This is a genomic window from Quatrionicoccus australiensis, from assembly GCF_020510525.1.
GTDB classification, from domain to species: Bacteria; Pseudomonadota; Gammaproteobacteria; order Burkholderiales; family Rhodocyclaceae; genus Azonexus; species Azonexus australiensis_B.
In genome coordinates this window covers 147,227-169,610 of record NZ_CP075188.1, presented here as the reverse complement: position 1 = coordinate 169,610, position 22,384 = coordinate 147,227, and the positions used below count along the sequence as shown (strand labels likewise).

At 57.8% G+C, this 22,384-nt stretch carries 20 protein-coding genes; 8 read left to right on the top strand and 12 right to left on the bottom strand.

Annotated features, from left to right (window positions below; all coding sequences use genetic code 11):
• Positions 1 to 28 precede the first annotated feature (28 nt).
• Positions 29 to 1,138, top strand: coding sequence for an acyltransferase family protein (locus tag KI612_RS00800; protein WP_226441933.1), 1,110 nt, complete (start codon positions 29 to 31; stop codon positions 1,136 to 1,138).
• A 36-nt stretch (positions 1,139 to 1,174) separates the two neighbouring features.
• On the opposite strand, the gene KI612_RS00795 is transcribed toward KI612_RS00800, so the two are convergent.
• Positions 1,175 to 3,133, bottom strand: a complete 1,959-nt coding sequence (locus KI612_RS00795) for an acetoacetate--CoA ligase (RefSeq protein WP_226441931.1) — start codon at positions 3,131 to 3,133, stop codon at positions 1,175 to 1,177.
• 119 nt (positions 3,134 to 3,252) lie between these two features.
• On the opposite strand from KI612_RS00795, the gene KI612_RS00790 reads away from it, so the two are divergent.
• The 4 genes from KI612_RS00790 (at position 3,253) to KI612_RS00775 (ending at position 10,631) form a co-directional block, all read left to right on the top strand.
• Positions 3,253 to 4,032 (top strand): enoyl-CoA hydratase, encoded by a 780-nt coding sequence (locus KI612_RS00790; protein ID WP_226441930.1) that lies wholly within the window; start codon positions 3,253 to 3,255, stop codon positions 4,030 to 4,032.
• Between the two features lie 113 nt (positions 4,033 to 4,145).
• Positions 4,146 to 6,299: a beta strand repeat-containing protein gene (locus tag KI612_RS00785; RefSeq protein WP_226441929.1), complete on the top strand. Its 2,154-nt coding sequence runs from the start codon at positions 4,146 to 4,148 to the stop codon at positions 6,297 to 6,299.
• Positions 6,300 to 6,380: 81 nt separating this feature from the next.
• Positions 6,381 to 7,484, top strand: a complete 1,104-nt coding sequence (locus KI612_RS00780) for a hypothetical protein (protein WP_226441928.1) — start codon at positions 6,381 to 6,383, stop codon at positions 7,482 to 7,484.
• Positions 7,485 to 7,604: 120 nt separating this feature from the next.
• Positions 7,605 to 10,631 carry a beta strand repeat-containing protein gene (locus KI612_RS00775; RefSeq protein WP_226441927.1) on the top strand — a complete coding sequence of 1,009 codons (3,027 nt, stop codon included), beginning with the start codon at positions 7,605 to 7,607 and terminating at the stop codon, positions 10,629 to 10,631.
• Between the two features lie 181 nt (positions 10,632 to 10,812).
• On the opposite strand, the gene KI612_RS00770 is transcribed toward KI612_RS00775, so the two are convergent.
• The gene (locus tag KI612_RS00770; protein ID WP_226441926.1) at positions 10,813 to 11,628 is read right to left on the bottom strand and encodes a nucleotidyltransferase family protein; all 816 of its coding nucleotides are present in this window, start codon (positions 11,626 to 11,628) and stop codon (positions 10,813 to 10,815) included.
• A gap of 182 nt (positions 11,629 to 11,810) precedes the next feature.
• Here KI612_RS00770 and KI612_RS00765 point away from each other — a divergent pair, with 182 nt between their 5' ends.
• Genes KI612_RS00765 through KI612_RS00755 form a run of 3 tightly spaced genes read left to right on the top strand, consistent with a single transcriptional unit; the run spans position 11,811 to position 15,014 of the window.
• Positions 11,811 to 12,431, top strand: a complete 621-nt coding sequence (locus tag KI612_RS00765; RefSeq protein ID WP_226441925.1) for an AAA family ATPase — start codon at positions 11,811 to 11,813, stop codon at positions 12,429 to 12,431.
• A complete protein-coding gene (locus KI612_RS00760; RefSeq protein ID WP_226441924.1) occupies positions 12,428 to 14,236 on the top strand; it encodes an ATP-binding protein in 1,809 nt (602 codons plus the stop codon). The genes KI612_RS00765 and KI612_RS00760 overlap by 4 nt, the downstream gene beginning before the upstream one ends.
• A 10-nt stretch (positions 14,237 to 14,246) precedes the next feature.
• The gene (locus KI612_RS00755; RefSeq protein ID WP_226441923.1) at positions 14,247 to 15,014 is read left to right on the top strand and encodes a 3-ketoacyl-ACP reductase; all 768 of its coding nucleotides are present in this window, start codon (positions 14,247 to 14,249) and stop codon (positions 15,012 to 15,014) included.
• Between the two features lie 34 nt (positions 15,015 to 15,048).
• On the opposite strand, the gene KI612_RS00750 is transcribed toward KI612_RS00755, so the two are convergent.
• The 10 genes from KI612_RS00750 to KI612_RS00705 form a co-directional block, all read right to left on the bottom strand.
• Positions 15,049 to 16,554: a class I adenylate-forming enzyme family protein gene (locus tag KI612_RS00750; protein WP_226441922.1), complete on the bottom strand. Its 1,506-nt coding sequence runs from the start codon at positions 16,552 to 16,554 to the stop codon at positions 15,049 to 15,051.
• A gap of 202 nt (positions 16,555 to 16,756) precedes the next feature.
• Positions 16,757 to 17,362 carry a Maf family protein gene (locus KI612_RS00745; protein WP_226441921.1) on the bottom strand — a complete coding sequence of 202 codons (606 nt, stop codon included), beginning with the start codon at positions 17,360 to 17,362 and terminating at the stop codon, positions 16,757 to 16,759.
• Positions 17,363 to 17,368: 6 nt separating this feature from the next.
• Positions 17,369 to 17,839 (bottom strand): 23S rRNA (pseudouridine(1915)-N(3))-methyltransferase RlmH, encoded by a 471-nt coding sequence (gene rlmH / locus KI612_RS00740; protein ID WP_226441920.1) that lies wholly within the window; start codon positions 17,837 to 17,839, stop codon positions 17,369 to 17,371.
• The gene (gene rsfS / locus KI612_RS00735; RefSeq protein ID WP_226441919.1) at positions 17,836 to 18,201 is read right to left on the bottom strand and encodes a ribosome silencing factor; all 366 of its coding nucleotides are present in this window, start codon (positions 18,199 to 18,201) and stop codon (positions 17,836 to 17,838) included. Before rsfS ends, rlmH begins: the two co-directional genes overlap by 4 nt.
• On the bottom strand, positions 18,201 to 18,854 hold the full coding sequence (gene nadD / locus KI612_RS00730) for a nicotinate-nucleotide adenylyltransferase (RefSeq protein WP_226441918.1): 654 nt from the start codon (positions 18,852 to 18,854) through the stop codon (positions 18,201 to 18,203). The genes rsfS and nadD overlap by 1 nt, the downstream gene beginning before the upstream one ends.
• Complete coding sequence (locus tag KI612_RS00725; protein WP_226441915.1) at positions 18,847 to 19,620, bottom strand: BPSS1780 family membrane protein; 774 nt, start codon at positions 19,618 to 19,620, stop codon at positions 18,847 to 18,849. Before KI612_RS00725 ends, nadD begins: the two co-directional genes overlap by 8 nt.
• A gap of 2 nt (positions 19,621 to 19,622) precedes the next feature.
• Complete coding sequence (locus KI612_RS00720; RefSeq protein WP_226441914.1) at positions 19,623 to 20,369, bottom strand: BPSS1780 family membrane protein; 747 nt, start codon at positions 20,367 to 20,369, stop codon at positions 19,623 to 19,625.
• A 9-nt stretch (positions 20,370 to 20,378) separates the two neighbouring features.
• Positions 20,379 to 21,305: a homoserine kinase gene (locus KI612_RS00715; protein ID WP_226441913.1), complete on the bottom strand. Its 927-nt coding sequence runs from the start codon at positions 21,303 to 21,305 to the stop codon at positions 20,379 to 20,381.
• 3 nt (positions 21,306 to 21,308) lie between these two features.
• Positions 21,309 to 21,635 (bottom strand): DUF2782 domain-containing protein, encoded by a 327-nt coding sequence (locus KI612_RS00710; protein WP_226441912.1) that lies wholly within the window; start codon positions 21,633 to 21,635, stop codon positions 21,309 to 21,311.
• A 33-nt stretch (positions 21,636 to 21,668) separates the two neighbouring features.
• A complete protein-coding gene (locus tag KI612_RS00705; protein WP_226444085.1) occupies positions 21,669 to 22,373 on the bottom strand; it encodes an LOG family protein in 705 nt (234 codons plus the stop codon).
• Positions 22,374 to 22,384: the final 11 nt, after the last annotated feature.

Below are 22,384 nucleotides of genomic sequence, written 5' to 3'. Positions count from 1 at the left end.
CGCAGCACGCGGTGTAAAATAACTCGCCATGGCTATCAATTCAAATCGCATGCCGCTGATCGACGCCCTCAAGGCAATCGCGGCCCTGCTCGTTCTCTCCAATCACTTTTCGTCCTACGGCCCGCTCGCGGCGATTGCCCGCGATGCGTTTCCGGGCCTGTTCGGCTGGCTTTTCGAATACGGCCGCATGGCTGTCCAGATTTTCCTGGTCATCGCCGGCTTCCTCGCCGCCCGCGCCCTGTCGCGCGAAGGCCAGGCGCTCGCCGTGTCGCCGCTGCCGCTGCTCTGGAAACGTTACCTGCGTCTGGCCGTACCTTACCTGGCAGCAATCGGCCTGGCCATTGCCGCCGCCGCGCTCGCCGACCAATGGATGGACGACGAGGCGATCCCGGCCCGCGCCACCTTCAGCCAGTGGCTGGCACATGCGCTGCTGCTGCACGGCGTGCTCGGCATCGACGCGCTGTCGGCCGGCGTCTGGTACATCGCGATCGACTTCCAGCTCTTCGCACTGATGGCTGTCCTGCTCTGGTCCGGCCGCATCCGCATCCTGGCGCCGGCACTGGTTCTGCTCGTCGCCACCGCGTCGCTGTTCTGGTTCAACCGCGATGCCGAACTCGACAACTGGGCGATCTACTTCTTCGGCTCCTACGGCCTCGGCGCTGCCGCCTGGTGGGCCTCCGACCGCCGCCAGATGTCGGCCTGGCTGGGGGTCATCGCCACCGTGGCGATCGCCGCGCTGGTCGTCGATTTCCGCCTGCGCATCGCACTCGCCCTGGCCGTCGCCATGACACTCGGCTTCAGCCGCCGCACCGGCCTGCTCGACCAGTGGCCGAACTTCCGGCCGCTGTCCTTCCTCGGCCAGATTTCCTACTCGGTCTTCCTCGTGCATTTCCCGGTGCTGCTGCTTGCCAACGCCGTCTATACGCGACTTGAACTGGACTCGCCGACCTCGGCCATTTTGGGCCTGGTCGCCGCGTTGACCGCCAGCCTGCTGGCCGCCACCGCCTTCTACCGCTGGATCGAAAGTCCGGCCGCCAGCGCGCGCATCACCGCAGCCCTCGGCTGGCTGTTCGAGAAAGTGCAGGAGCTGGCCGGCCGCCTGCCCCTGCTCGGCGCGCTGTTCGCCCGCCGCGCCTGAAACGCGGACGGCCGTGGCTGAGCCCGGCCGCGGCGGCTAGTCCGTCAGTTCGACCCGGTCCCGGAAGTACGCAAGCGCCTCCGGATTGGCCAGTGCTTCGACATTCTTCACCGGCTGCGCATGGACGACATTGCGCACGGCCAGTTCAACGATCTTGCCTGACTTGGTACGGGGAATATCCGCCACCTGCACAACCTTCGCCGGCACGTGGCGCGGCGTGGTGTTGGCGCGGATCTGCTGCTTGATGCGCTCGATCAGGACTGCATCGAGCGAGTGGCCTTCCTGCAGTTTGACGAAGAGCACGACGCGCACGTCGTCATTGCGCCCCGGCGGCCAGTCCTGGCCGATCACCAGGGATTCGAGAATTTCCGGCAACTGTTCGACCTGGCGGTAGATTTCGGCCGTACCGATGCGTACACCGCCCGGATTGAGCGTCGCGTCCGAGCGACCGTAGATGATCATGCCGTCGTGTGCGGTCAGCTCCGAGAAATCGCCGTGGCACCAGATGTTCGGGAAGCGCTCGAAGTAGGCGGCGCGATACTTGGCACCGTCGGCATCGTTCCAGAAACCGACCGGCATGACCGGGAAGGGCCGCGTGCAGACCAGCTCGCCCTTTTCCGAACGCACCGGCATTCCTGCCTCGTCGAGCACGTCGACCGCCATGCCCAGACCGCGGCACTGGATTTCGCCGCGATAGACCGGCAACACCGGGTTGCCGAGCACGAAGCAGGAAACGATGTCGGTACCGCCGGAAATCGAGGCGAGCAGGATGTCCTGCTTGATCTCGCGATAGACCCAGTCGAAGCCTTCCGGCGAGAGCGGGCTGCCGGTCGAGAACATGGCACGCAGGGCGGCCAGATCATGTGTCTTGCCCGGCGTCAGGCCGAGCTTGGCGGCGGCATCGATGAACTTGGCCGAGGTGCCGAAGTGGGTCATTTTTTCCGCCGCGGCGTAGTCGAAGAGCACCGTGCCGCCTGCCGCAAACGGCGAGCCATCATAGAGCAGCAGCGTGGCGCCGGCGGCGAGTCCGGAAACCAGCCAGTTCCACATCATCCAGCCGCAGGTCGTGAAGTAGAACAGGCGGTCGCCGCGCCGCACGTCGCTGTGCAGCAGGTGTTCCTTGAGATGCTGCAGCAGCACGCCGCCATGGCAATGGACGATGCATTTCGGCACACCGGTCGTGCCGCTCGAGAACATGATGAACAGCGGATGCGCGAAGGGCAGACGGCGGAAAATGACCTCTTTTTTCGCGTCGACCGCCGGCAGATCCTGCCAGTTCAGCGCCTTGGCGATGCCAGCGATTTCCGGCTTTTCGGCCAGGTAAGGCACGACCACTGTCTGCACCAGCGACGGCATCTGCGCCACGACTTCGGCATTCTTGGCCAGGCAATCGACTGGCTTGCCGTTGTACCAGTAGCCATCGACGCAGAGCAGCACCTTGGGTTCGATCTGGCCGAAACGGTCGAGCACGCCCTGCACGCCGAAATCGGGCGAAGCCGACGACCAGATGGCGCCGAGCGCGGTCGTCGCCAGCATGGCGATCAGGGTTTCCGGCAGGTTGGGCAGATAGGCGGCGACCCGGTCCCCCTCGCCCACTCCGGACGCGATCAGGAATTGCTGGAAGCGGGCGACTTCGGCATAAAGCCCGGCCCGGCTCAGGCGCCGCTCGACCTTGTCTTCGCCCCGAAAAACCAGCGCTTCGCCGTCGTCGCGATAGCGCAGCAAATTTTCGGCATAGTTGAAGCGGGCTTCGGGAAACCAGCCGGCACCGGGCATCTTCTCCCGGTCGACGAGGATTTTTGTGCCTTTTTCACCGATTACGCCGGTGAAATCCCACAGCTTCGACCAGAAGGCCTCGGGTTCGTCGATCGACCATTGCCAGAGATCGGCATAGCGGCCGTAGCCGCTGGCCTGCATGAAAATCGCCATGCCGGTGTCGCCGACGGTATTCGGGTTGGGGCGCCAGAGCGGTTGCGCTTCGATGGCATAGGTCATGTTGTCTCCTTTTGTGTCGATTTTGCATGACAGAATATCAGGTTAACGTTAACGTCAACTGTCGCCGGCCGGACAAACTCCGGACCGGAATAATCATTCCACAAAGCAGGAGAAAGCAGATGAGCCAAGTCGTCCTCAGCGAAATTCACGGCCGGGTCGGCCTGATCCGAATCAACCGGCCGGAAGCGATGAATGCGCTGAACGATGCCGTGGTCAGCGGCATTGCCGCCGCGGTCGACGCCTTCGAAGCCGACGAAAACATCGGCTGCATCGTGTTGACCGGCAACGAGAAGGCCTTCGCCGCCGGTGCCGACATCAGCGTCATGAAGCAGGCCGAATTCGACTACATGCACGCCTACAAGACCGATTTCATCACCGCCCGCTGGGAGCGCATCAAGACGGCGCGCAAGCCGGTGATCGCCGCCGTGGCTGGTTACGCGCTGGGTGGCGGCTGCGAGTTCGCGATGATGTGCGACATGATCTACGCTGCCGACAACGCCAAGTTCGGCCAGCCCGAAGTCAAGATCGGCACCCTGCCCGGCGCCGGCGGCACGCAGCGCCTGCCGCGCGCGATCGGCAAGGCCAAGGCGATGGACATGTGCCTGACCGGCCGCCTGATGGACGCCACGGAAGCCGAGCAGGCCGGCCTGGTTGCCCGCATCTACCCGGCCGAGCAACTGCTCGAGGAAACCCTGAAGGCGGCCCAGACCATCGCCGGCTTCTCGCTGCCGGTGCTGATGATGACCAAGGAAGCGGTCAATCGCGCCTTCGAGTCCTCGCTCAACGAAGGGCTGCTCTTCGAGCGCCGCGTCTTCCACGCCAGCTTCGGCCTGGAAGACCAGAAGGAAGGCATGAACGCCTTCGCCGAGAAACGCAAAGCAGCATTCAAAAACCGTTAAGAGACAACAACCTTTAAGGCTGGATAACAACAACTTTAATTAAAACGCCAAAGGCATAGTCCATACAGCTAAAATGTCGGCATTCCAGTTCACTACAAATACAGGGAGTCAGCATGGCCGTTTTTAACAATGTTAGTAACAGCACAATTTTTAACCCCAACTTTGCTTTCGCCGATTTCATTTCAGGCATCCATACCGCAGAGAACAGCCTTGGTGACCTTGCAAACCTGATAACGACACAAACGCCTTATTTTCAATCCAACCCGGATGGCTCTTTTTCAGCTTCCTGGAACGACAGCAAACAAACTTATCTCTGGGGCGAAGGAAGCTATAGCGATAGCACCGGAATCGCCACGCTCAAGATGTTCGAACTGGGCAACAATACCGGCCTTGATATTGGCATTTCAGGCGGCAATATCAAAATAGATACGAATACGGGAACCGTAAGCTCCGCAATTACCGCAAAAGAAGTGTGGATAGATTCAGCTGACGGCTACAGCATCGCCTATCACGGCACGCTAAAACTGGATGTCGAAACCGGAACCGTCAGCGGGTCTTTAAAAGATGTCTATATGGCTTGCGACAATGGAGACCCGAATAGTGAAGCTTCCTATTATGTCAAACTCAGCGGCAGCGTCACCATGGATGCCAACGGCAATTTCTCAGCGGGGAACGTTACCGGTATCGAATGGGGCTCGGTAAATTTCAATACTGAAAATCCTGTTTTTTCGGTCACCAACAAAATCACCGGAATCAAGATTGACGCAACAGTGATCGAAGACGTATTGGATGCGGCTGACTTCAGTGGTCTGATGAGCCTCGCCTACAGCGGCAACGACACGCTAACCGGGACCGTTGGCAGTGATTTCCTTGACGCAGGCGCCGGGAATGACAAGATTGATGGCGGCACCGGCGACGATGTAATTGTCGGTGGAGCCGGCAACGACACCATTATCGGCGGAGCCGGCGACGACAGGATTTTCGGCGACACTCAGGATTCGGCAACCAATGCATCCCTGACTATCTGCAATGACACCATCACCGACCTGTCCGGTAACAATTTTGTTTTTGCCGCCGGCGGCAAAAACACCGTTAACGTCGGCGATGGCAACGACTGGGTGCAGGCAGGCAAAGGTGACGACAAGATCAATGTGGGTGGTGGGAACGATGCTGCAACGCGGTTTTCACTAGCCGAAGAGGCGACCAGCAATCCTCAGGCATACACGGACGATTACTTCGGCGACCTCGCATTCCATAACGTTGTACTGGCCGGACTGGGTAACAACACGATTACTGCCGGCAACGGCAATGACTACATCACGACCGATGACGATTACTTTGCCAGTTACGATGTCGTAAACAATACCTACGTCTATGCAAAAACCGGCAATAGCAACACCGTGGATGGTAATAACAAAATCACCGCAGGCGATGGCTACAACGTCATTCAGGTCGGCGATGGCAACAACACCATCACGGCCGGCAGCACGACGAGTGCCGCCGACACGGAAGAGTGGCTTAACCAGATCTTCGCCGGCAACGGCAATAACAAGATCACCACCTTGGGCTCGGGCGACGATCTCGTCGTTGCAGGCAATGGCAACAACACGATAACGGTCGGAGGCGGCTTCAACGAAGTCCATGTTGGCACCGGCAACAACAAGATCACTGCTGGTGACGGTGGCAACAGGATCGGCGTGGGCGACGAATCAGCCTTTCTTGCTTACCAGGACAGCAATGGGGTGATCAAAGGCAATGGCAACAACACCATTACCACCGGAGCAGGTTCGGATGAAGTCTGGGCATGGGAGGGCAATGATGTCGCCAAGCTCGGCGCAGGTTCCGACTGGGCCGATCTTGGCGCAGGAAAAAACACGATCGACCTGGGTAGTGACACGGCATCGGACAGCGTATATTTTGGCTCCGATTTCCTGTGGGCGGCCACAGATGGCAATGCAAAGACCCTGGCGCTCAACACCGTCTCCAATTTCAATAATAGCGACGAATTGTGCTTTAACCTGGAATTTGAAGAAGCCTTGACCAAGGAGCAAATCAAGATTGGCAAGGATGCGGGAATCACAGAAGGTAACTACCATCTGGTATTCAACACCAGTTCCGGCAAACTCTATTACGATGCGGATGGTACGGGCACCGGTGAAGCCGCCATACAAATCGGCCTGATCAAAGGTGCGGGATTGAATGGGGTATTCGACATCACGGTCGACGGTAACGATCTGACCATCTACAGCGGGAGCATCCCGCTGTAGAACACCACGCTAGTCGGGGCCGTCCTTGACGGCCCCGACCACCTGTCCCAACGGTTCATATCAGACAAGAAGCTCCACCGAGTGCATATTTTTGCGGATATATCGAGCCACGGCTTCGGACACCTTGCAATCAGTGCTCCGGTACTTGACGCACTGGCAAAAAGCACTCCTGATCTAAGGTTGACCGTCAGGAGCGGCCTCGCACCGGAAATCCTGCGCCAGCGCATCCACCAGGAATTCGAGCACATTCGGGCGGCCAGCGACTTTGGCTACGTGATGCAGGATGCCACCCGCATCGACCGCCCGGCCAGCGCCCGCGCCTACCGCGCCGCGCATGCCGGCTGGGCGGCGCGAGTCGCCGGCGAAGGCCGTTTACTGGCCAGCCGGCAGGTCGACCGCGTGCTTAGCAATGTCAGCTATCTGCCGCTGGCCGGCGCCGCGCTGAACGGCATTCCGGCGCTGAGCATCTGCTCGCTGAATTGGGCTGATCTGTTTGCCCATTTTTTCGGCGGCGAAAGCTGGGCCACGCCAATTCACGCCGACATGCTTGAGGCCTATCGCACCGCTTGGGCATTCCTGCGCGTTACGCCCGGGATGCCGATGAAAATGCTCGACAACGTCAAAATACTTGACCCGATTGCCGCATCGGGAAAGAGCCATGATCTCGGCCTCGGTTCCGACCGTGTTGTTCTTGTCGCAATGGGAGGTATCCAGCATCGCATTCCGTTGGAAAACTGGCCACAACAATCCGGTATTCGCTGGCTGGTGCCAGGTAGCTGGCACTGCACTCACCCCAATGCCATGGCACTTGAACAATTCGGCCTAAGCTTTACCGATCTACTCTGCTCGGTAGACGCCATCATTACCAAACCCGGTTACGGCACTTTCACCGAAGCAGCCTGCAATGGCACGCCAGTACTTTATCTACGCCGCGTCGATTGGCCGGAACAAGAATGCCTCATCGCTTGGTTGGCCAGAAATGGCAACAGCCGGGAAATCGATGCCGAAGCCTTAAAAAGGGGAAATGTTCAGACTGCGCTCGAAGAACTCTGGTCAAAGCCCACCCTCCCCCCACCCTGCGCCGATGGGGGAACACAAGCAGCAGCAATGATTCGGGCTGCAGGGCGTCACCCGACCACACAGATATCCCCAAACAAGTACAACCTCTTTCCCACAACGGAGTAAAAAAGGCAAGCAAATTGACCCTTATTTACTTGTCAACCCATAGAGTCACAGATAGACTAAAAACCTAATGGGTTGTCCGTACAGCCCGGGGATTTTCAATTAATAATGAGGAGGTCAATCATGGCAATCCAGGCAACCAACTATAACAACTGGGTAGACGAAATCGGCTTCGACGCCGCAGATGCGACAGTTGCAAACACAGCAACCACGGTCACCTTTCAGTCAGGCGACTTGTATCTAACCTTGACCGGCAAGTTCACCCTGAATGCAGGCAATGTTACCGGCGGTAAAGTAACTGGCATTTATTGGGGAGACGGTGAAACACAAACCAACAGCATCACCGGCCTTAACGTCCAGGCCATGGCACTACTCTCGTTCATCGACACCAAGGGTTGGTCGGATGGAACCCCTGATGACTTCATCAATGTTCAGTTCAATTCTCTGATTTACGCTGGCAACGACAATATTGTCGGTGATGCCACGCACAGCAACTACATCTTCGGCGGCGCCGGCAACGACAAGATCGTTGGCGGCGATGCCGGCAACGAAATTTGGGCCTTCGACGGTAACGACAACATTACCGGCGGTGCGGGCGAGGACTATATCGAAACCGCAAACGGCAACAGCAAGATCGTCACCGGTGACGGCGAAAACTTCGTACATACCGGCAACGGCAACAACATCATTACCGGTGGCGAAGACGACGATTACATTCAGGTAGGTGGCGGCAACAACAAGATCGTCGCTGGCGATGGCTACAACGCTGTCTATGCCGGTAGCACGACTTCTGATATCGACGACACCTTCACTGGTGCCGACGGCAACAACAAGATCACCACTGGCTCAGACGCCGACTTCATTGCAGTCGGCGGCGGTAATAACACGATCATCACCGGCGATGGTTCGAACGTCGTGTATGCAGGTGATTATGTCGACAGCGGAGAAAGCACATCCTTCTCGTTCTATGGTGCAGACGGCGACAACAAGATCACCGGCGGCGCTGACAGCGACTATATCTACGTCGGTGGTGGCAACAACACCATCAGCACGGGCAATGGCTACAACGCAGTCTATGCCGGCGACATTTTCTCGAATTCGAGCGCCTTCACCTTCTTTGGCGAAGATGGCAACAACAAGGTCACCGGCGGCAGCGATGGCGAGGACACGGATCGCATCTTCGTTGGTGGCGGCGACAATACGATTAACGCCGGTGACGGGTACAACACCGTCTATGCCGCTGATTATGTGACATACGACATGGGTGGTTTCCACGTAAATGGTGGCGACGGCAACAACAAGATCACCACTGGTGCGGGTGAAGACCGTGTTTTCGTGGGCGACGGCAACAACACCATCAATGTCGGTGACGGTTACAACGTTGTCTATGCTGGCACCGTTTCCCACGGCACGGATTACAGCGTTTACGGCGGCGACGGCGACAACAAGATCACCGGTGGCGACGGTGATGATAGGGTTTATGTCGGTGGCGGCACCAACACGCTCAATCTCGGCGATGGCAACAACACCGCTTATGTCGGTGACTTGAGTTATGGCATGGGTGGCACCTATTTCTACGGAGAAGATGGCAACAACAAGATCACCGGTGGCGACGGTGAAGATTTCATTGCCGTTGGCAATGGTGACAACACAATCAGCCTCGGCGATGGCTACAACATCGTTTATGCAGGCGATCTTTCTTACAACAGCAGCGTGATCAGCTTCAACGGTGGCGAAGACGGCAACAACAAGATCACTACCGGCGATGATCAAGACCTGATCCGGGTTGGCGGTGGCGACAACAAGATCAATGCCGGAGATGGCTACAACGTGGTCTATGCCGGCAACTACACCTACGACTATAGCGGTGGCGACCGAAGCTTTAGCGGTGCAGATGGCGACAACACCATTACTGGTGGCGAAGACAGTGACTTCATTGCTGTCGGTGGCGGCAACAACACCATCAAGGCCGGAGACGGTAACAACTACATCTACGCGGGTGACTTTGTCTATGATGGCGAAGACAGCACATTCACCTTTACCGGCGCCGATGGCGACAACAAGATTACCACTGGCAATGGTGAGGATTACATCGCCGTGGGTGGCGGCAACAACGTGATCAAGCTTGGCGATGGCTACAATGTTGTCTACGCTGGTAACTTCGTTAATGATGATGGCTACCTGTATAACTTCGACGGAGCCGATGGCAACAATGTCATCACAGGTGGTGCCGGTGAAGATGATATTTACGTCGGCAACGGCAACAATGTCATCAAACTCGGTAACGGTGATAACTATGTTTATGGCGAGGACGGTGACAACACCATCACCGGCGGTGCCGACACTGATTATGTTTACGTCGGCGATGGCGACAACGTGATCAAACTCGGCGATGGCTACAACTACGTGAGCACTGGCGATGGTAACAACACTATCACCGGCGGTGCCGACACTGATGATATTTACGTCAGCAACGGCAACAACACCATAAAGCTCGGGAATGGCGACAACCACTTCCATGGCGAAGATGGCGACAACACCATTACCGCTGGCTCCGGCACCGATTATGTTTATGTCGATGACGGCAACAACACCATCAAACTCGGCAATGGCTACAACTACGTGAGTGCCGGCGATGGTAACAATGTGGTTACTGGTGGTTCCGACACTGATCAGGTTTACACTGGGGCTGGTAATGACACGATCAGGCTGGGAGGCGGGGAAGATCGGGTCGATGCTGGTGCTGGCGTCAATAGTGTTGATCTGGGTGGTGATAGCGCAATAGACTGGGCAGGCTTCGGCGAAGACTTTTTCGATGCCGTCGGCAATGATGAACCGGCATTTACTACGGTCATCGGCTTCAATTCGGAAGACCAGCTAGTGTTCGATACCTACGACACGATGATCACTATTGATGAAGTACTGATTGGTGCGAAAATTGATCTGACCAGTGCGTCCACAGGTGACTACAGACTGGCGCTGGATACCTCATCCGGTAAACTCTATTACGATGCAGATGGTTCAGGCTCCGATTACTCGTTCGAACAGATCGGCTTGATCCAAGGCGGTGGCCTGAAGAGTCTGACGGCTTCCAGTGTCAATCTTTCTGGGAATGAGCTCATCATCTCCAGCAACTTGTTAGATGGCTGACCCTGACATAAACGTTTGAAGAAAGGCTGCCCTTGTGGTGGTCTTTCCTTTCGAACGTAACCCGTCCTGAAATAGGTTGTCACCTTTTACGAAGGATTGGCTAGCTCAACCCTTGGTCAACAAGACGCCCGATGGATTTCATCGGGCGTTTTCTATTGTCGCGAAGGATTCAGTACTCAATTCAAGGATGGATCAGAGCGTTATTTTTCCCTAATCCAATTCCAGCACGAGTTTTGAGCTCCCCAACCACCCCGGCCATTATCCGATTAACTGACTTGGAATTACCATCAAGGGCAGCCTGAAACAGCCCCCTGACCATTCCGGTATATTCTTGAGGGCAATAGGCCAAGGTCGGAATAAGCCGGGCTGCTCCCTTCTCCAGGACCGGATACATATCGTTCAGGGAAAAAATGACAATGTTCACGAAATAGACGAACCCGGAAATCAATGCAATCAGGTTCTGGACGTCCTCCGCTTTTCTGACTTTTCCAGCATGCGTCATCAAATAGGATGACTGCCTGATAAAATGCCTGACCAGTGAATTTTTCAGGGGAAAAGGGAAAGGCAGAGCCTTCGCCCTGAGGGTGCGAATTACTGAATTGTTCTCATGACAGATTTCAGTAAACACCAAATGGCTTATCGAGCGCGTACTAAGATCGCCGTGCGGCAGAAGTGGGTGAACAGTCCAGCGAAATTTGCCGGCCTGCGCCATCCCTATTTCACGCGCTATTACTGCCAGATCGTTTTGAAAGACTTCAAGCTTTCTTCCCTGAACCTGTGCCTGAACAAAATTGCCACTTACCTGCAGATCGGCGCGATCAACGAATGGCTTGATAGCTGCCCCGATGCGTCCGGCATCGACCGGATCACCCCCGTCGCGGAAAAGCACGAAATCATAATCCGAATGCTCATCGGCGATTCCGAGCCCTCTCGACCCACCTAATCCAACGGCCATCACACCATCAATCGCCGCCAATGCTCTTGCCAGATCATCCATAATCGCTGAGCTCCTCAAGTCTTGAACTTTAATGGAAGGAAACCTTCAAGACCAGATCGCTCTTTACAAAAAAATGCCTGACGGCAGCGAGTTACGCCGGAGCTGCGCCACTGATTTATCATCACCAATAAATGAGGGGCACAGGTCGAAATCCTGCACCCAACTGCAAATTTGGAGATCAATTGAAAATCGCGATATCCGGCTCCGGGGGAACGGGGAAAACCACGCTTTGCCATGCCTTGTCAGCTGCCCTTGGCCTACCCGCAATTGAAGAACAACTTCAACCGGTAGTCGAAGCAATCAATCAGGTCCACAGAGCGAGACAAGGCGAGACATCCCCCGAGAGAATCTCTCGTGCAGAGCGTGCCTATGGGCAAGTCTGCGAGGGCTGGCTCAATGGTCGCGTTGCCCTTCACGAAAAATTCCCCGGTGGCTTTATCGCCGACCGCTGGGCTCTTGACATACTTCAGCGCTGGCTGATCGCCGGGATCCAACGAGACAACGACCTCCTTACACGCAAGCTTCTCGGACATGTACAAAAAGAGGCTCAACAATTGGATCTCGTCATCATCACCCCCATGATCAGACTGCAGGATGAGCAGTTAAACGAGGCGGGACTCCATCGACAGCAGAGCTTGAGTCCGCGCATTCTCTCCCACGCCATGTACCGGGGTTTGCTTGAGCAACTGACTACCGTGCCCCGACTCTATCTTTCCTCGCAGCCAAGTACGGTTGACCAACGTGTTGATCAAGTGCGCGAGTTGCTAAATCGCCTCAGGGCAAGAAGGAATACCAGCGAATGAGCACTTCGTTCCCAGCCGAGACCGCAAATACACTACGGCAACCAATGCGCCGGCGCACCCTGGTTCTGGACTGCCCGGACCACATCGATTTTGCGCAACTCGACGACTGGCTTGAAAACACTCTGGCCATCAAGCCTGTCAAGCCGGCTTCCGACCAGGCAGATGATGCCGTAAGCAGTACCCCTCTGGAATTTGTTTGGCGCTGCCTTTTGTTGAACACGGCACTACTGCAACTGGGAAACATCCCGGCCTTCGACACGGGATGTATTCACAAGGTCGTTAGAAAGGAGATGGATTCCTCTCTCTGGAACGCCGATATCTCGACCGTCAGCATTCAGCACATTCCGCCAAGAGCCTTTTCAACCGCGATTGAATTTTCCGTCAAGTTGCTGAAATGGTGCGTTGACACGCCACGGACACCGAAAAACACGGAGCGTCTTTACAACACCATCGAGAAGAAAATCAAACCATCCCTGCAGAAGATGGTTGTTGCCGGGAAATCGACGATTCCGGTACTTCGCGTAGCGCATAGACTCAACATTCCCTTCATGCACCTTGAAGCAGGGGTATATCAGTTGGGCTGGGGTGCGAATTCAAGGCGAATGGATCGTTCAACGACAGACGCAGATTCCGCCATGGGTTCCAAGCTTTCCCAGAACAAGGTCTGGTCGGCCAACCTGATTCGCATGGCGGGGCTTCCTGCCCCTGAGCATGGGGTGGTCAACAGCATCGATGACGCCGTTCAGGTTGCCCGGAAACTCGGCTGGCCGGTGGTCGTGAAACCTACCGACCTGGACCGAGGAGAGGGAATAAGCGTCGGCATAGGCAACGACGAGCAACTTGCCCAGGCATTCGAAGCTGCCAGCAAACTATCCAAATCGAGGCAGATCATCATCGAACGCGAAGTCGCGGGTGTCTGCCATCGGCTTTTCATCTTTGCCGGCAAATTACTTTATGCCGTGAAACGACTACCAAAATCCATCCGGGGGAACGGCACACAAACCGTGGCCGAGTTGATTGCAGAGGCAAACCGGATTGAGGCAAACAGTCCACCATGGCTCAAGAGCGAACACTTCCCTGACGACGACCTCGCCGTGCAGGCAATCACCGCGGCAGGATTCTCACTGCACTCGATACCACCGGAAGGCGTATGGATTCCGCTCAGGGCAATAGAATCGACCGCAAGCGGTGGTCATGATGAAGAGTATACCGAGCGCCTCCACCCGGACAATCTGGACGTCGCTCTGCGTGCGGCCAGTTTGTTCGGTCTGGAAGTCGTTGGCGTCGACATCATTTCCCCGGACATTGAAGTGCCATGGCACAAGAACGGCGCCATCATCAACGAGGTAAATTTCGCCCCCCTGTTTGGTGGGGCCGAGATTTCACGAAGTCATATCCCAGCATTTCTTCACCGGCTGCTGGCGAACGATGGCCGCATTCCGATTGAGGTCATCGTGGGCGACCAGACCGCACTGGCAGTAGCACGGCAAAGGCAACAGGAATTCGTCAGCAGTGGAACACAATGTTTTCTCACCAGCCACGAACACACCTGCAACCCGGCAGGACAAACCATGCCCTATCCCTTCATCGGGGCAAGCAGGCGCTGTCAGGCCCTATTGCTTGACCGCCGCGTCGAGGCAATCATTCTTCTTCTTCAAACCGACGAATTGCTTTACACCACCATGCCGGTCGACCAAATCAACAAATTGACCACGGTTGGCAAAAACATTTCTTCAAGCACAAAGAAGGGCTATACATCGAGCGCTGAAAGACTTGTCGCACACCTAAAATCCTATGTCTGCTAGGAAATACGTCATGGAAGAAAAACCTGTAGTACTGGTTACCGGCTCCAGTCGCGGTATCGGCCTGGCCACAGCTGAGCGCATGGCCGACGCCGGGTTCTCGATCGTTCTTAACGGTAAAAAGGACTCTCCTGCACTACAGGCAGCCGAAGAGCGATTGTTGAATCTTGGGGCAAAGGTACTGACCCTGCCTTTCGATATTTCCGACACCACACGCCATGAGGGAGTTTTGCACGCCGTTATCGAGCGATTCGGACGCATTGACTGCCTGGTGAACAATGCCGGCATCTCGGTAAGGAGCCGTGGGGATTTACTGGACATCAGCGAAGAGTCATTCGATGAGCAAATAGCGGTCAATTTACGTGCCCACTTTTTTCTGACTCAGCGCATTGCTCGCTGGATGATCGCGAACCCAACAAATTCGTACCGTTCGATAATCACCATATCGTCGTCCAACGCCGAGGCTGCCTCGACCACCCGCGGCGAATACTGCATCGCAAAGTCGGCCCTGAGCATGATGACCAAGCTCTTCGCCGTTCGTCTGGCCGACGAGAACATCCATGTCTTCGAAATCAGGCCGGGCCTGATCGCCACAGACATGACCCGGCCGGTCAGGGATGCCTACGAAAGCAGGCTGTCCAACGGATTTTCCCCCATTAATCGCTGGGGCCAGCCAGCGGATGTCGCCAATGCAGTCGAAACATTGGCAACCGGAAAGCTGCCTTTTGCCACCGGCGAGGCCATCCACGTTGACGGTGGCCTTCTAATATCCCGTTACTAGCCCCGGACAAGCTTCAAAAAGCGCATCGGCAAACCTACACTTTCCTGGCGTTGATCCGCTCCGCCACAGTTTGGGCTAGAACGCGCTTCAGTACCTTGCCGGCCTGATTACGTGGCAAAGCTGCGGTAAAAAATATTCTCAGTGGCCTGCGCCACCCCAAGTGCGTCTGGCAGTACTTCATCAGCTCGGCTTCGCTGACATTTTCCGCACACACGACGACGGCAAAGGGCAAGTTGTCCAGTGTTTCAGTCCGCATGGGAAAGGCTGCAGCTTCGCTGACAGCTGGATGCGACTCCAGAACCACTTCTATTTCCCGCGGGTAAATATTCACCCCCCGGCAAATCATCATGTCGTCCAGTCTTCCCCGAAATATCAGGTTACCGTCCTCGCTCAGACTCCCGAGATCTCCCGGGTAATACCAGCCATCCCGGAAATTCTTGTTCGAGGCGGAGGAATCACCTTCATATCCATGCATCATCGGCGATGACTGGAGGCGAATATGCCCATTCTCGCCAGCCCGACAAGGCTTGCAGGAATCATCCACAACCTCCAGCAAGACACCTGGACACGCTCTGCCCACGGTACCAGGATGCCTGTCCAGGTCATCAGGTGAAGCAACGGTTGCCTCACCGAATTCATTCGCACCGTAAACCACAAAAAGTTGGCCTGAAATTTCACGGCGTATGCGCTGGCGGGTATTTTCACTCACCGGGGAACTGCCCACAAAAATCGAGCGCAAGGCAGGTAATCGAGGGAAATCAGAAGTGGGAAATGCCTGTTCGCGTGCCAGCATGGTCGTTGCCTGGCTTGTCGTCAGCGAAACATGATGTACTCCGTGTTCCTGACAGTAAGCCACCAGACGATGGGCCGGTCCCCGGGGAAGCATCACCGTCACGCCCGCGGCTAGACAACCAAAGGTACGTCGTTTTGCCGTGTAGTAATCGAGAGATGACTCGCAATAATGCCGCTCTCCCTCCCTGAAATCACGAACTGCCAAATCCCGCTTTATCAGGTGGCTCAGCAAATCAAAATCAACTGCCATAACCTTGGGCTGCCCTGTGGTTCCAGACCCCAGAAAAACCAAAGCCGGACCGGCAACTTGCAAATCAACAGCAATTCGATCAGTTCGCACAGGAAAAGGCTTTTCCCAACGCCAATGCCAGTCGGAATCGATCAAAGCAAGAGGTACACCTTCGAACAATGGCTCAATGACATCGCCGACGATCAGCCCCACTGCCGTACTATCGAGTATTTTTTTCTGGACGGAAGCACTCCCACCCGGAGGAATTGCTACCTGCGTCACCCGCTCTTTCAGCAAGGCCAAGCTGACAACCAGATGTTTAAGTGGATCGCCAAATCGTAACCCGACCACCCGTCCGGGGACTGCCCCGATACCTCGGCAATCAGCTGCCAACTGGCCAACCAGAAAATTCAGCTGTCGAAACGTAAGGCAATCATCCTCGCCTATGACGGCTAGCTTTTCGCCCAGAGTCATCGAATAATCGGAGAGCCTGGAAAATATAGAAGCAGGGGAATCCATGGTGACAAACTTTCTGAAGCGATTTCTGAACGCCGGTACCGCATCACTGCACTCTTACAACGCTAATCCAAAATCGCACTAGATAAGCTCGGATTCCGCGGCACTGCTACGTTAAAGCCGGGGAGTATCCCGCTTCCCTGATACAAACAGAAGGAAACAGTGGATCAGCAATCAGTTCATTCCAGGTAAAACACTCCCACCATCAAAACGAAGAAAAACCCAGTCGTTTCAACAACTCACCTGTTTCACAAACAGGCAAACCCATCACACCAGTATAACTCCCTGAAAGATATTCGACGAAAACCCCGGCCCGGCCCTGGATGCCATAGGCACCGGCCTTGTCCATCGGTTCGCCGCTCATCACGTAGTGACGGATTTCCTCGCCGCTCAGTTCGCGGAAACGCACTTCGCTCGAGGAGAGCATGAATTCGGTGCGTCCCAGATGGTTGACCGCCACGCCGGTCAGCACGCGGTGCGTGCGCCCGGAAAGGCGACGCAGGATGGCCGTGGCATCGGCCGCATCGAGCGGCTTGCCGATGATCTCGCCGTCGAACTCGAGAGTCGTGTCGGCCGACAGCACCGGACGCGGCGGCAGCTTGCGCCAGCCGATGATGCGCCCGCCATGCTCGGCCTTGGCACGCGCGACGCGCTCGACATAGGTCAGCGCCGGCTCGCCAGGCAAGGGGGTTTCGTCGGTTTCCGGATCGGCCCGCTCGCCGTCACGAAACAGCACGGTGTCGAAGGCAATGCCGATCTGGGTCAGCAGTTCACGCCGGCGCGGACTGCGCGAGGCAAGATAAATACGCATGCGCGGTTAACCCTCGCGGTGATAGGGGTGGTTTTTCAACACGCTGACCGCGCGGTAAAGCTGCTCGCAGAGCAGCAGCCGCGCCATGCCATGCGGCAGGGTCAGGCTGGACAGGCGCAGGCGGTCGTCGGCCTGCTGCTTGAATTCTTCGTCGAGGCCGTCGGCGCCGCCGATCAGCAGCGCCACATCGCGCCCGTCGAGCATCCAGGTTTCGAGACGTTTGGCGAGCTTGAGCGTGGTCAGATCGTCGCCCTTCTCGTCGAGCACGACGATGCGGCTACCGGCGGCGAGGGCTTCGCGGATGCGCGCCTTTTCGGCCGCCAGCAACTGCTCGCGGGTTTTCGAGCCACGCGGCTCAGGCTTGATTTCGGTGACACTGGCCGGCAGCTCGCGCGGCATGCGCTTGAGGTACTCGGCGCAACCTTCGCTGACCCAGCCGGGCTGGCGATGGCCGACGGCGAGTACGCTCAATTTCATTCAGGCTTGCCCTGCTCCGCGGCTTTTTTGCGCTGGGAAGGCGTAGCCTGCCAGAGTTCTTCGAGGTTGTAGTACTGGCGCACGGTCGGTTGCATGATGTGGACAACGATGTCGCCCAGATCGACCAGCACCCATTCGCCGGAGTCTTCGCCTTCGGTGGAGAGCACTTCACCGCCGGCTTCCTTGACCTTTTCCTGCACGTTGTTGGCCAGTGACCTGACCTGACGATTGGAATCACCGGTAGCGATGACCATGCGATCAAACATCGAGGTCAGCTTGCTGGTGTTGATGACTTCGATTTCCTTGCCCTTGATGTCTTCGAGGGCGGAAACGACGATTTTTTGCAGCTTGCGTATGTCCATTAGGAGTTTCTGTAGAGGGAATTAGTCTGAATATAGTCGAGAACGGCATCCGGCAGCAAATAGCGCGCCGACAGGTCGTTGGCCAGCAGCTTACGAATCTGGGTTGCCGAAATCGCCAGCTGGGTCATTGCGAAAGTGACGATAGCCCCACTGGCAGAGGCTTTCAGGCCGGCAACATCGCTCAGCCGGCGGGCGTTGAATTCGCTGGCGAGTTCGTCGGGCAGGCTCGCCATTTCGACCGGAAAACCCGGCCGGTGCGACACGGCAATGTGCGCCAGGGCAAGAATATCGCGCCAGCGATGCCAGCTCGCCAGGCCGGCAAAGGCATCGGCACCAACCAGCAGGACCAGCGACTGTGTGCTGCCCAGTTCGCGGCGCAAACGCTCCAGGGTATGAATGGTGTAACTCGGCGCCGCGGCCTCGACCTCGCTGGCGTCGACTGAAAAACGGGCATTTCCCGCCGTCGACCGCCTGACCATCTCGAGGCGCTGTGCCGCGGTTACCTGCGGTGCGCCACGATGCGGTGGCTGGCCGGCAGGAATCCAGCGCACGCCGCCAAGACCGAGATGACCGATCGACTCCTCGGCCAGACGCAGATGGCCGAAATGGACGGGATCGAAAGTCCCGCCGAAAATGCCGAGCGGTTCAGACAATTTCGGATATACCGAAGATGTCGCGGTAGGCGGCGTAGAAGCTGGCGAAGATGACCGGCGCAACGAACAGTGCCATCGGCACCGTCACCAGCGTGGTAATGAAGCCCTCGGCGCCGGGAAACAGGATCAGCAGGATGCCGAGCAGCAGACCGGGAATCACCCCGGCAACGACCAGCAAGCCGGCACAGTAGGTCAGGAAGGGACGCCAGTTCAGCCAGCAGGCGACAAAACTGAAGAACAGCGACTTGGCGAGCGACAGGCGATGCCAGGCAGCCAGCACCGGCGCAAACCAGTAGGCCATCAGCAGCGGCACGAGCAGGAGCATGACGACCAGCCCGGGCAGCAGGAAATCGGCATCCTCGACAGCGGCGCGCTCGGCGCGGGTGTTTGCCAGCATGTAACGCAGCAGGTCGCCGCCATCGACCAACGCCGAAACCCCGAGTATGCCCAGCGTGCAGAACAGGTAGAGGGCACCGAGGGCGACCAGCGTGCGGGTGTTTTCCTTGAGGCCGGCAAACAGCGTCTGGATGCTGACCGGCTGACCGCGCTCGAGGTTGCGCGCCGCCTGCATCAGGCCGACCGAGAGGCCGGGCACGACCATGGAGGCGGCCAGCGCACCGAGTACCGGCAGGATGTTGAGGAAAATCAGCGTGAACCAGTAGGTCACCACCAGGATCGCCAGCATCGGCGGATTGCGGCGGAAGATCAGGAAGCCGGTTCCGATCCAGCGCCAGCCGGCAACGGCAGGAAGCGTCTGGGCGCGCACCGTCAGCTGCCCACGAAAATGTCGCGGTACGAGGCGTACACCGCACCGGAGAAGACTGGCAGCAGCAGCAACAGACCGAGGCCGAGCGGCAGCATGGCGAAGAACAGCACGACAACGAGGAAGACGCCAAAAATGGTCATCGCCAGCCAGTTCTTGGCGCCGGCGGCAAAGCTGGCCTTCATCGCATCGAGCGGCTTCATGTCATGGAAGAAGACCAGCGCCGGGGCAAACCAGGTTGCCATGATCACCGGGATGGACAAGACCATGACCAGCAGGCCGGCCAGCATGACGCCACCGAAGGCAATGCCGAAGCCGGCAACGCGGCCGGTCACGACGCCACCGAGCACACCGCCGGTCACCAGCAGGAAAGCGATGAAGGCGATGCCGAAAACGCCGGCGGCAAAAAAGACGCCGACCATGACCAGTTGCCCGGCCTGGTGGTGAAAACCGGCAAACAGGTCGGCAATCTGCGGCTCCTGGCCGTTCGCCAGATGCCGGCAAATCTGCACCATGCCGGCGCCGAACAGGGGCACCAGCAGATGCGCGGCAACCTGGCCGAAGAAAGGCACGATGGAGATGGCCATCAGCATGATCAGCATCAGGACCGAACAACCGATCCAGACACCCGGATTGGCCAGGAACATGGCCCAGCCCTGACGCAGCCAGTCAAAACAGGCGCCCGGGTCGACTTCGCGGCTTTCGCCGGTAAAAGCGGCCGGCGCCATGGGAAAAGCGGTAGTTTCGTTCATGCGCGGATGCTAACGGGGCGAGGCCGCGTCGGCAAGGCGAAAACGCTGCAAAAGGCGGGCAAAATCGTCCGGATCCTTGATTGTCACCACTTCACCGGCGCGTGGACGGTGCCTGACCTCAAGCCGGAGCAGCCAGAAGCGCAGTGCCGCGGCTCGCCGCATGGCCGGCCAGGCGGCCATCTCCGCCGGTGTGAGCGGGCGTTGTCCGGCATAGCCGGCGAGCAGCGCGGCGAGTGTTGCGTCAGTGAAACACCAGTCGTTGGCGACCACGGCCAGATCGAACAACCAGGCATCGGCACCGGCGAAATAGAAATCGAGCACGCCGGACAGTCGACCATCCGGCGCCCACAACACGTTGTCGCGGAACAGGTCGGCGTGGATCACGCCCTGCGGCAGCGCCGAATAATCCTGCGCCGCCTGAAAGGCCAGTTCGTCGGCGAGCAGCTCGCGCTCGGCCGGCGCGACCTGCGGCAGCAGCCAGGCACCGACCCGCGCCCGCCAGGCGGCGCCACAGGGATTGGGCAAGGGGTCGCTGAAATCGGCAGCAGCCAGATGCAGGCGGGCGAGCATTTCGCCCAGTTTTTCGCAGTCGACCGCTGCGGGTGCGTCCAGCGGCGCGCCCGGCAGGCAGCTGAGCAACGCCGCCGGCTTACCGGCCAGCGTGCGCCAGCGGCGGCCGGCATGATCGGCCAGCGGCTGCGGACAGGGAATGCCGCGCACCGCGAGGTGATCCATCAAGGCCAGATAGAAATCGAGGGCAGCAGCGTCGATATGCTCGAACAGCGTCAGCACGTAGCGGCCGCTGGCTGTCGTCACGAAATAATTGGAGTTCTGCATGCCGGCAGCGATACCGGCATGCTCAAGCAACTCACCCAGGCCGAGCGGCCGGAGCCAGTCGGCCAGTTCGCTGCGGCCGACTGTGGTGTAGACCGACAAGGCTTACCAGCTGTGGATGACCCACATCGGCGGGCGGACCGGATTGGGTGCGATATCGGCTTCGATGAAATTGCCGTCGCCCTGACGGTCAACCAGGTAGTACGGCTTGCCGACCGACGGGGTGACTTTGATCATGTACAGCTTGCCCTTGATGCGGAACTCCTCGCGCGAGTCCTTTTCGGACTTGACGATGGTGACCTGCGGCTCGAGGGCGGCATCGAAGGCTTCCATGCCGGGTGGCGGCGGCGGAATGGCGGGCAGCGGCTGCGGCTCGGTCTGCGCCCAGACAGGCAGGGCGGCAAGCAACAACAGGGGAAGAAGGCGGCGCATGAAGGTTTCCTCGGTAATCTGGACCTGATTTTATTACAGGTTGAGCATCAGTTCGCGCTCGTTCGGCAGGGGCGTGAACGGACGCGCTTCGTAATGCTTGAAAATGGCCTCGACAACCTGCTCCGGCTGGTCGATCAACTGGATCAGCTTGATGTCTTCAGGGTCGACCATTTTTTCCTCGACGAGTTTCTCCCTGAACCAGTCGATCATGCCCTTCCAGAAATCAGTGCCGACCAGGATCAGCGGAATCTTGCGCGCCTTGCCGGTCTGGATCAGGGTCAGCGCTTCCATCAGTTCGTCGAGGGTGCCGAAACCGCCGGGCATCACGACATAGGCGCTGGCAAAGCGCACGAACATGTACTTGCGCGCGAAGAAGTGGCGGAAGGTCTGCGAGATGTCCTGGTAGGGATTGTTCTGCTGCTCGTGCGGCAACTGGATGTTGAGGCCGACCGACGGCGATTTGCCGTAGAAGGCGCCCTTGTTGGCGGCCTCCATGATGCCCGGGCCACCGCCCGAGATGACCGAGAAACCGGAGTCGGAGAGCAGGCGGGCGGTCTTTTCGGTCAGTTCGTAATAAGGCGAGCCTTCCTTGACGCGGGCGCTGCCGAAGATGGTCACGGCCGGCTTGATCGCCGCCAGACGTTCGGTCGCCTCGACGAACTCTGACATAATGCCGAAAATCCGCCAGGATTCCCGGGCCGATGCCGATTGCAACAGGGCCTCGGATTCCACGCCCATCACCAGTTTTT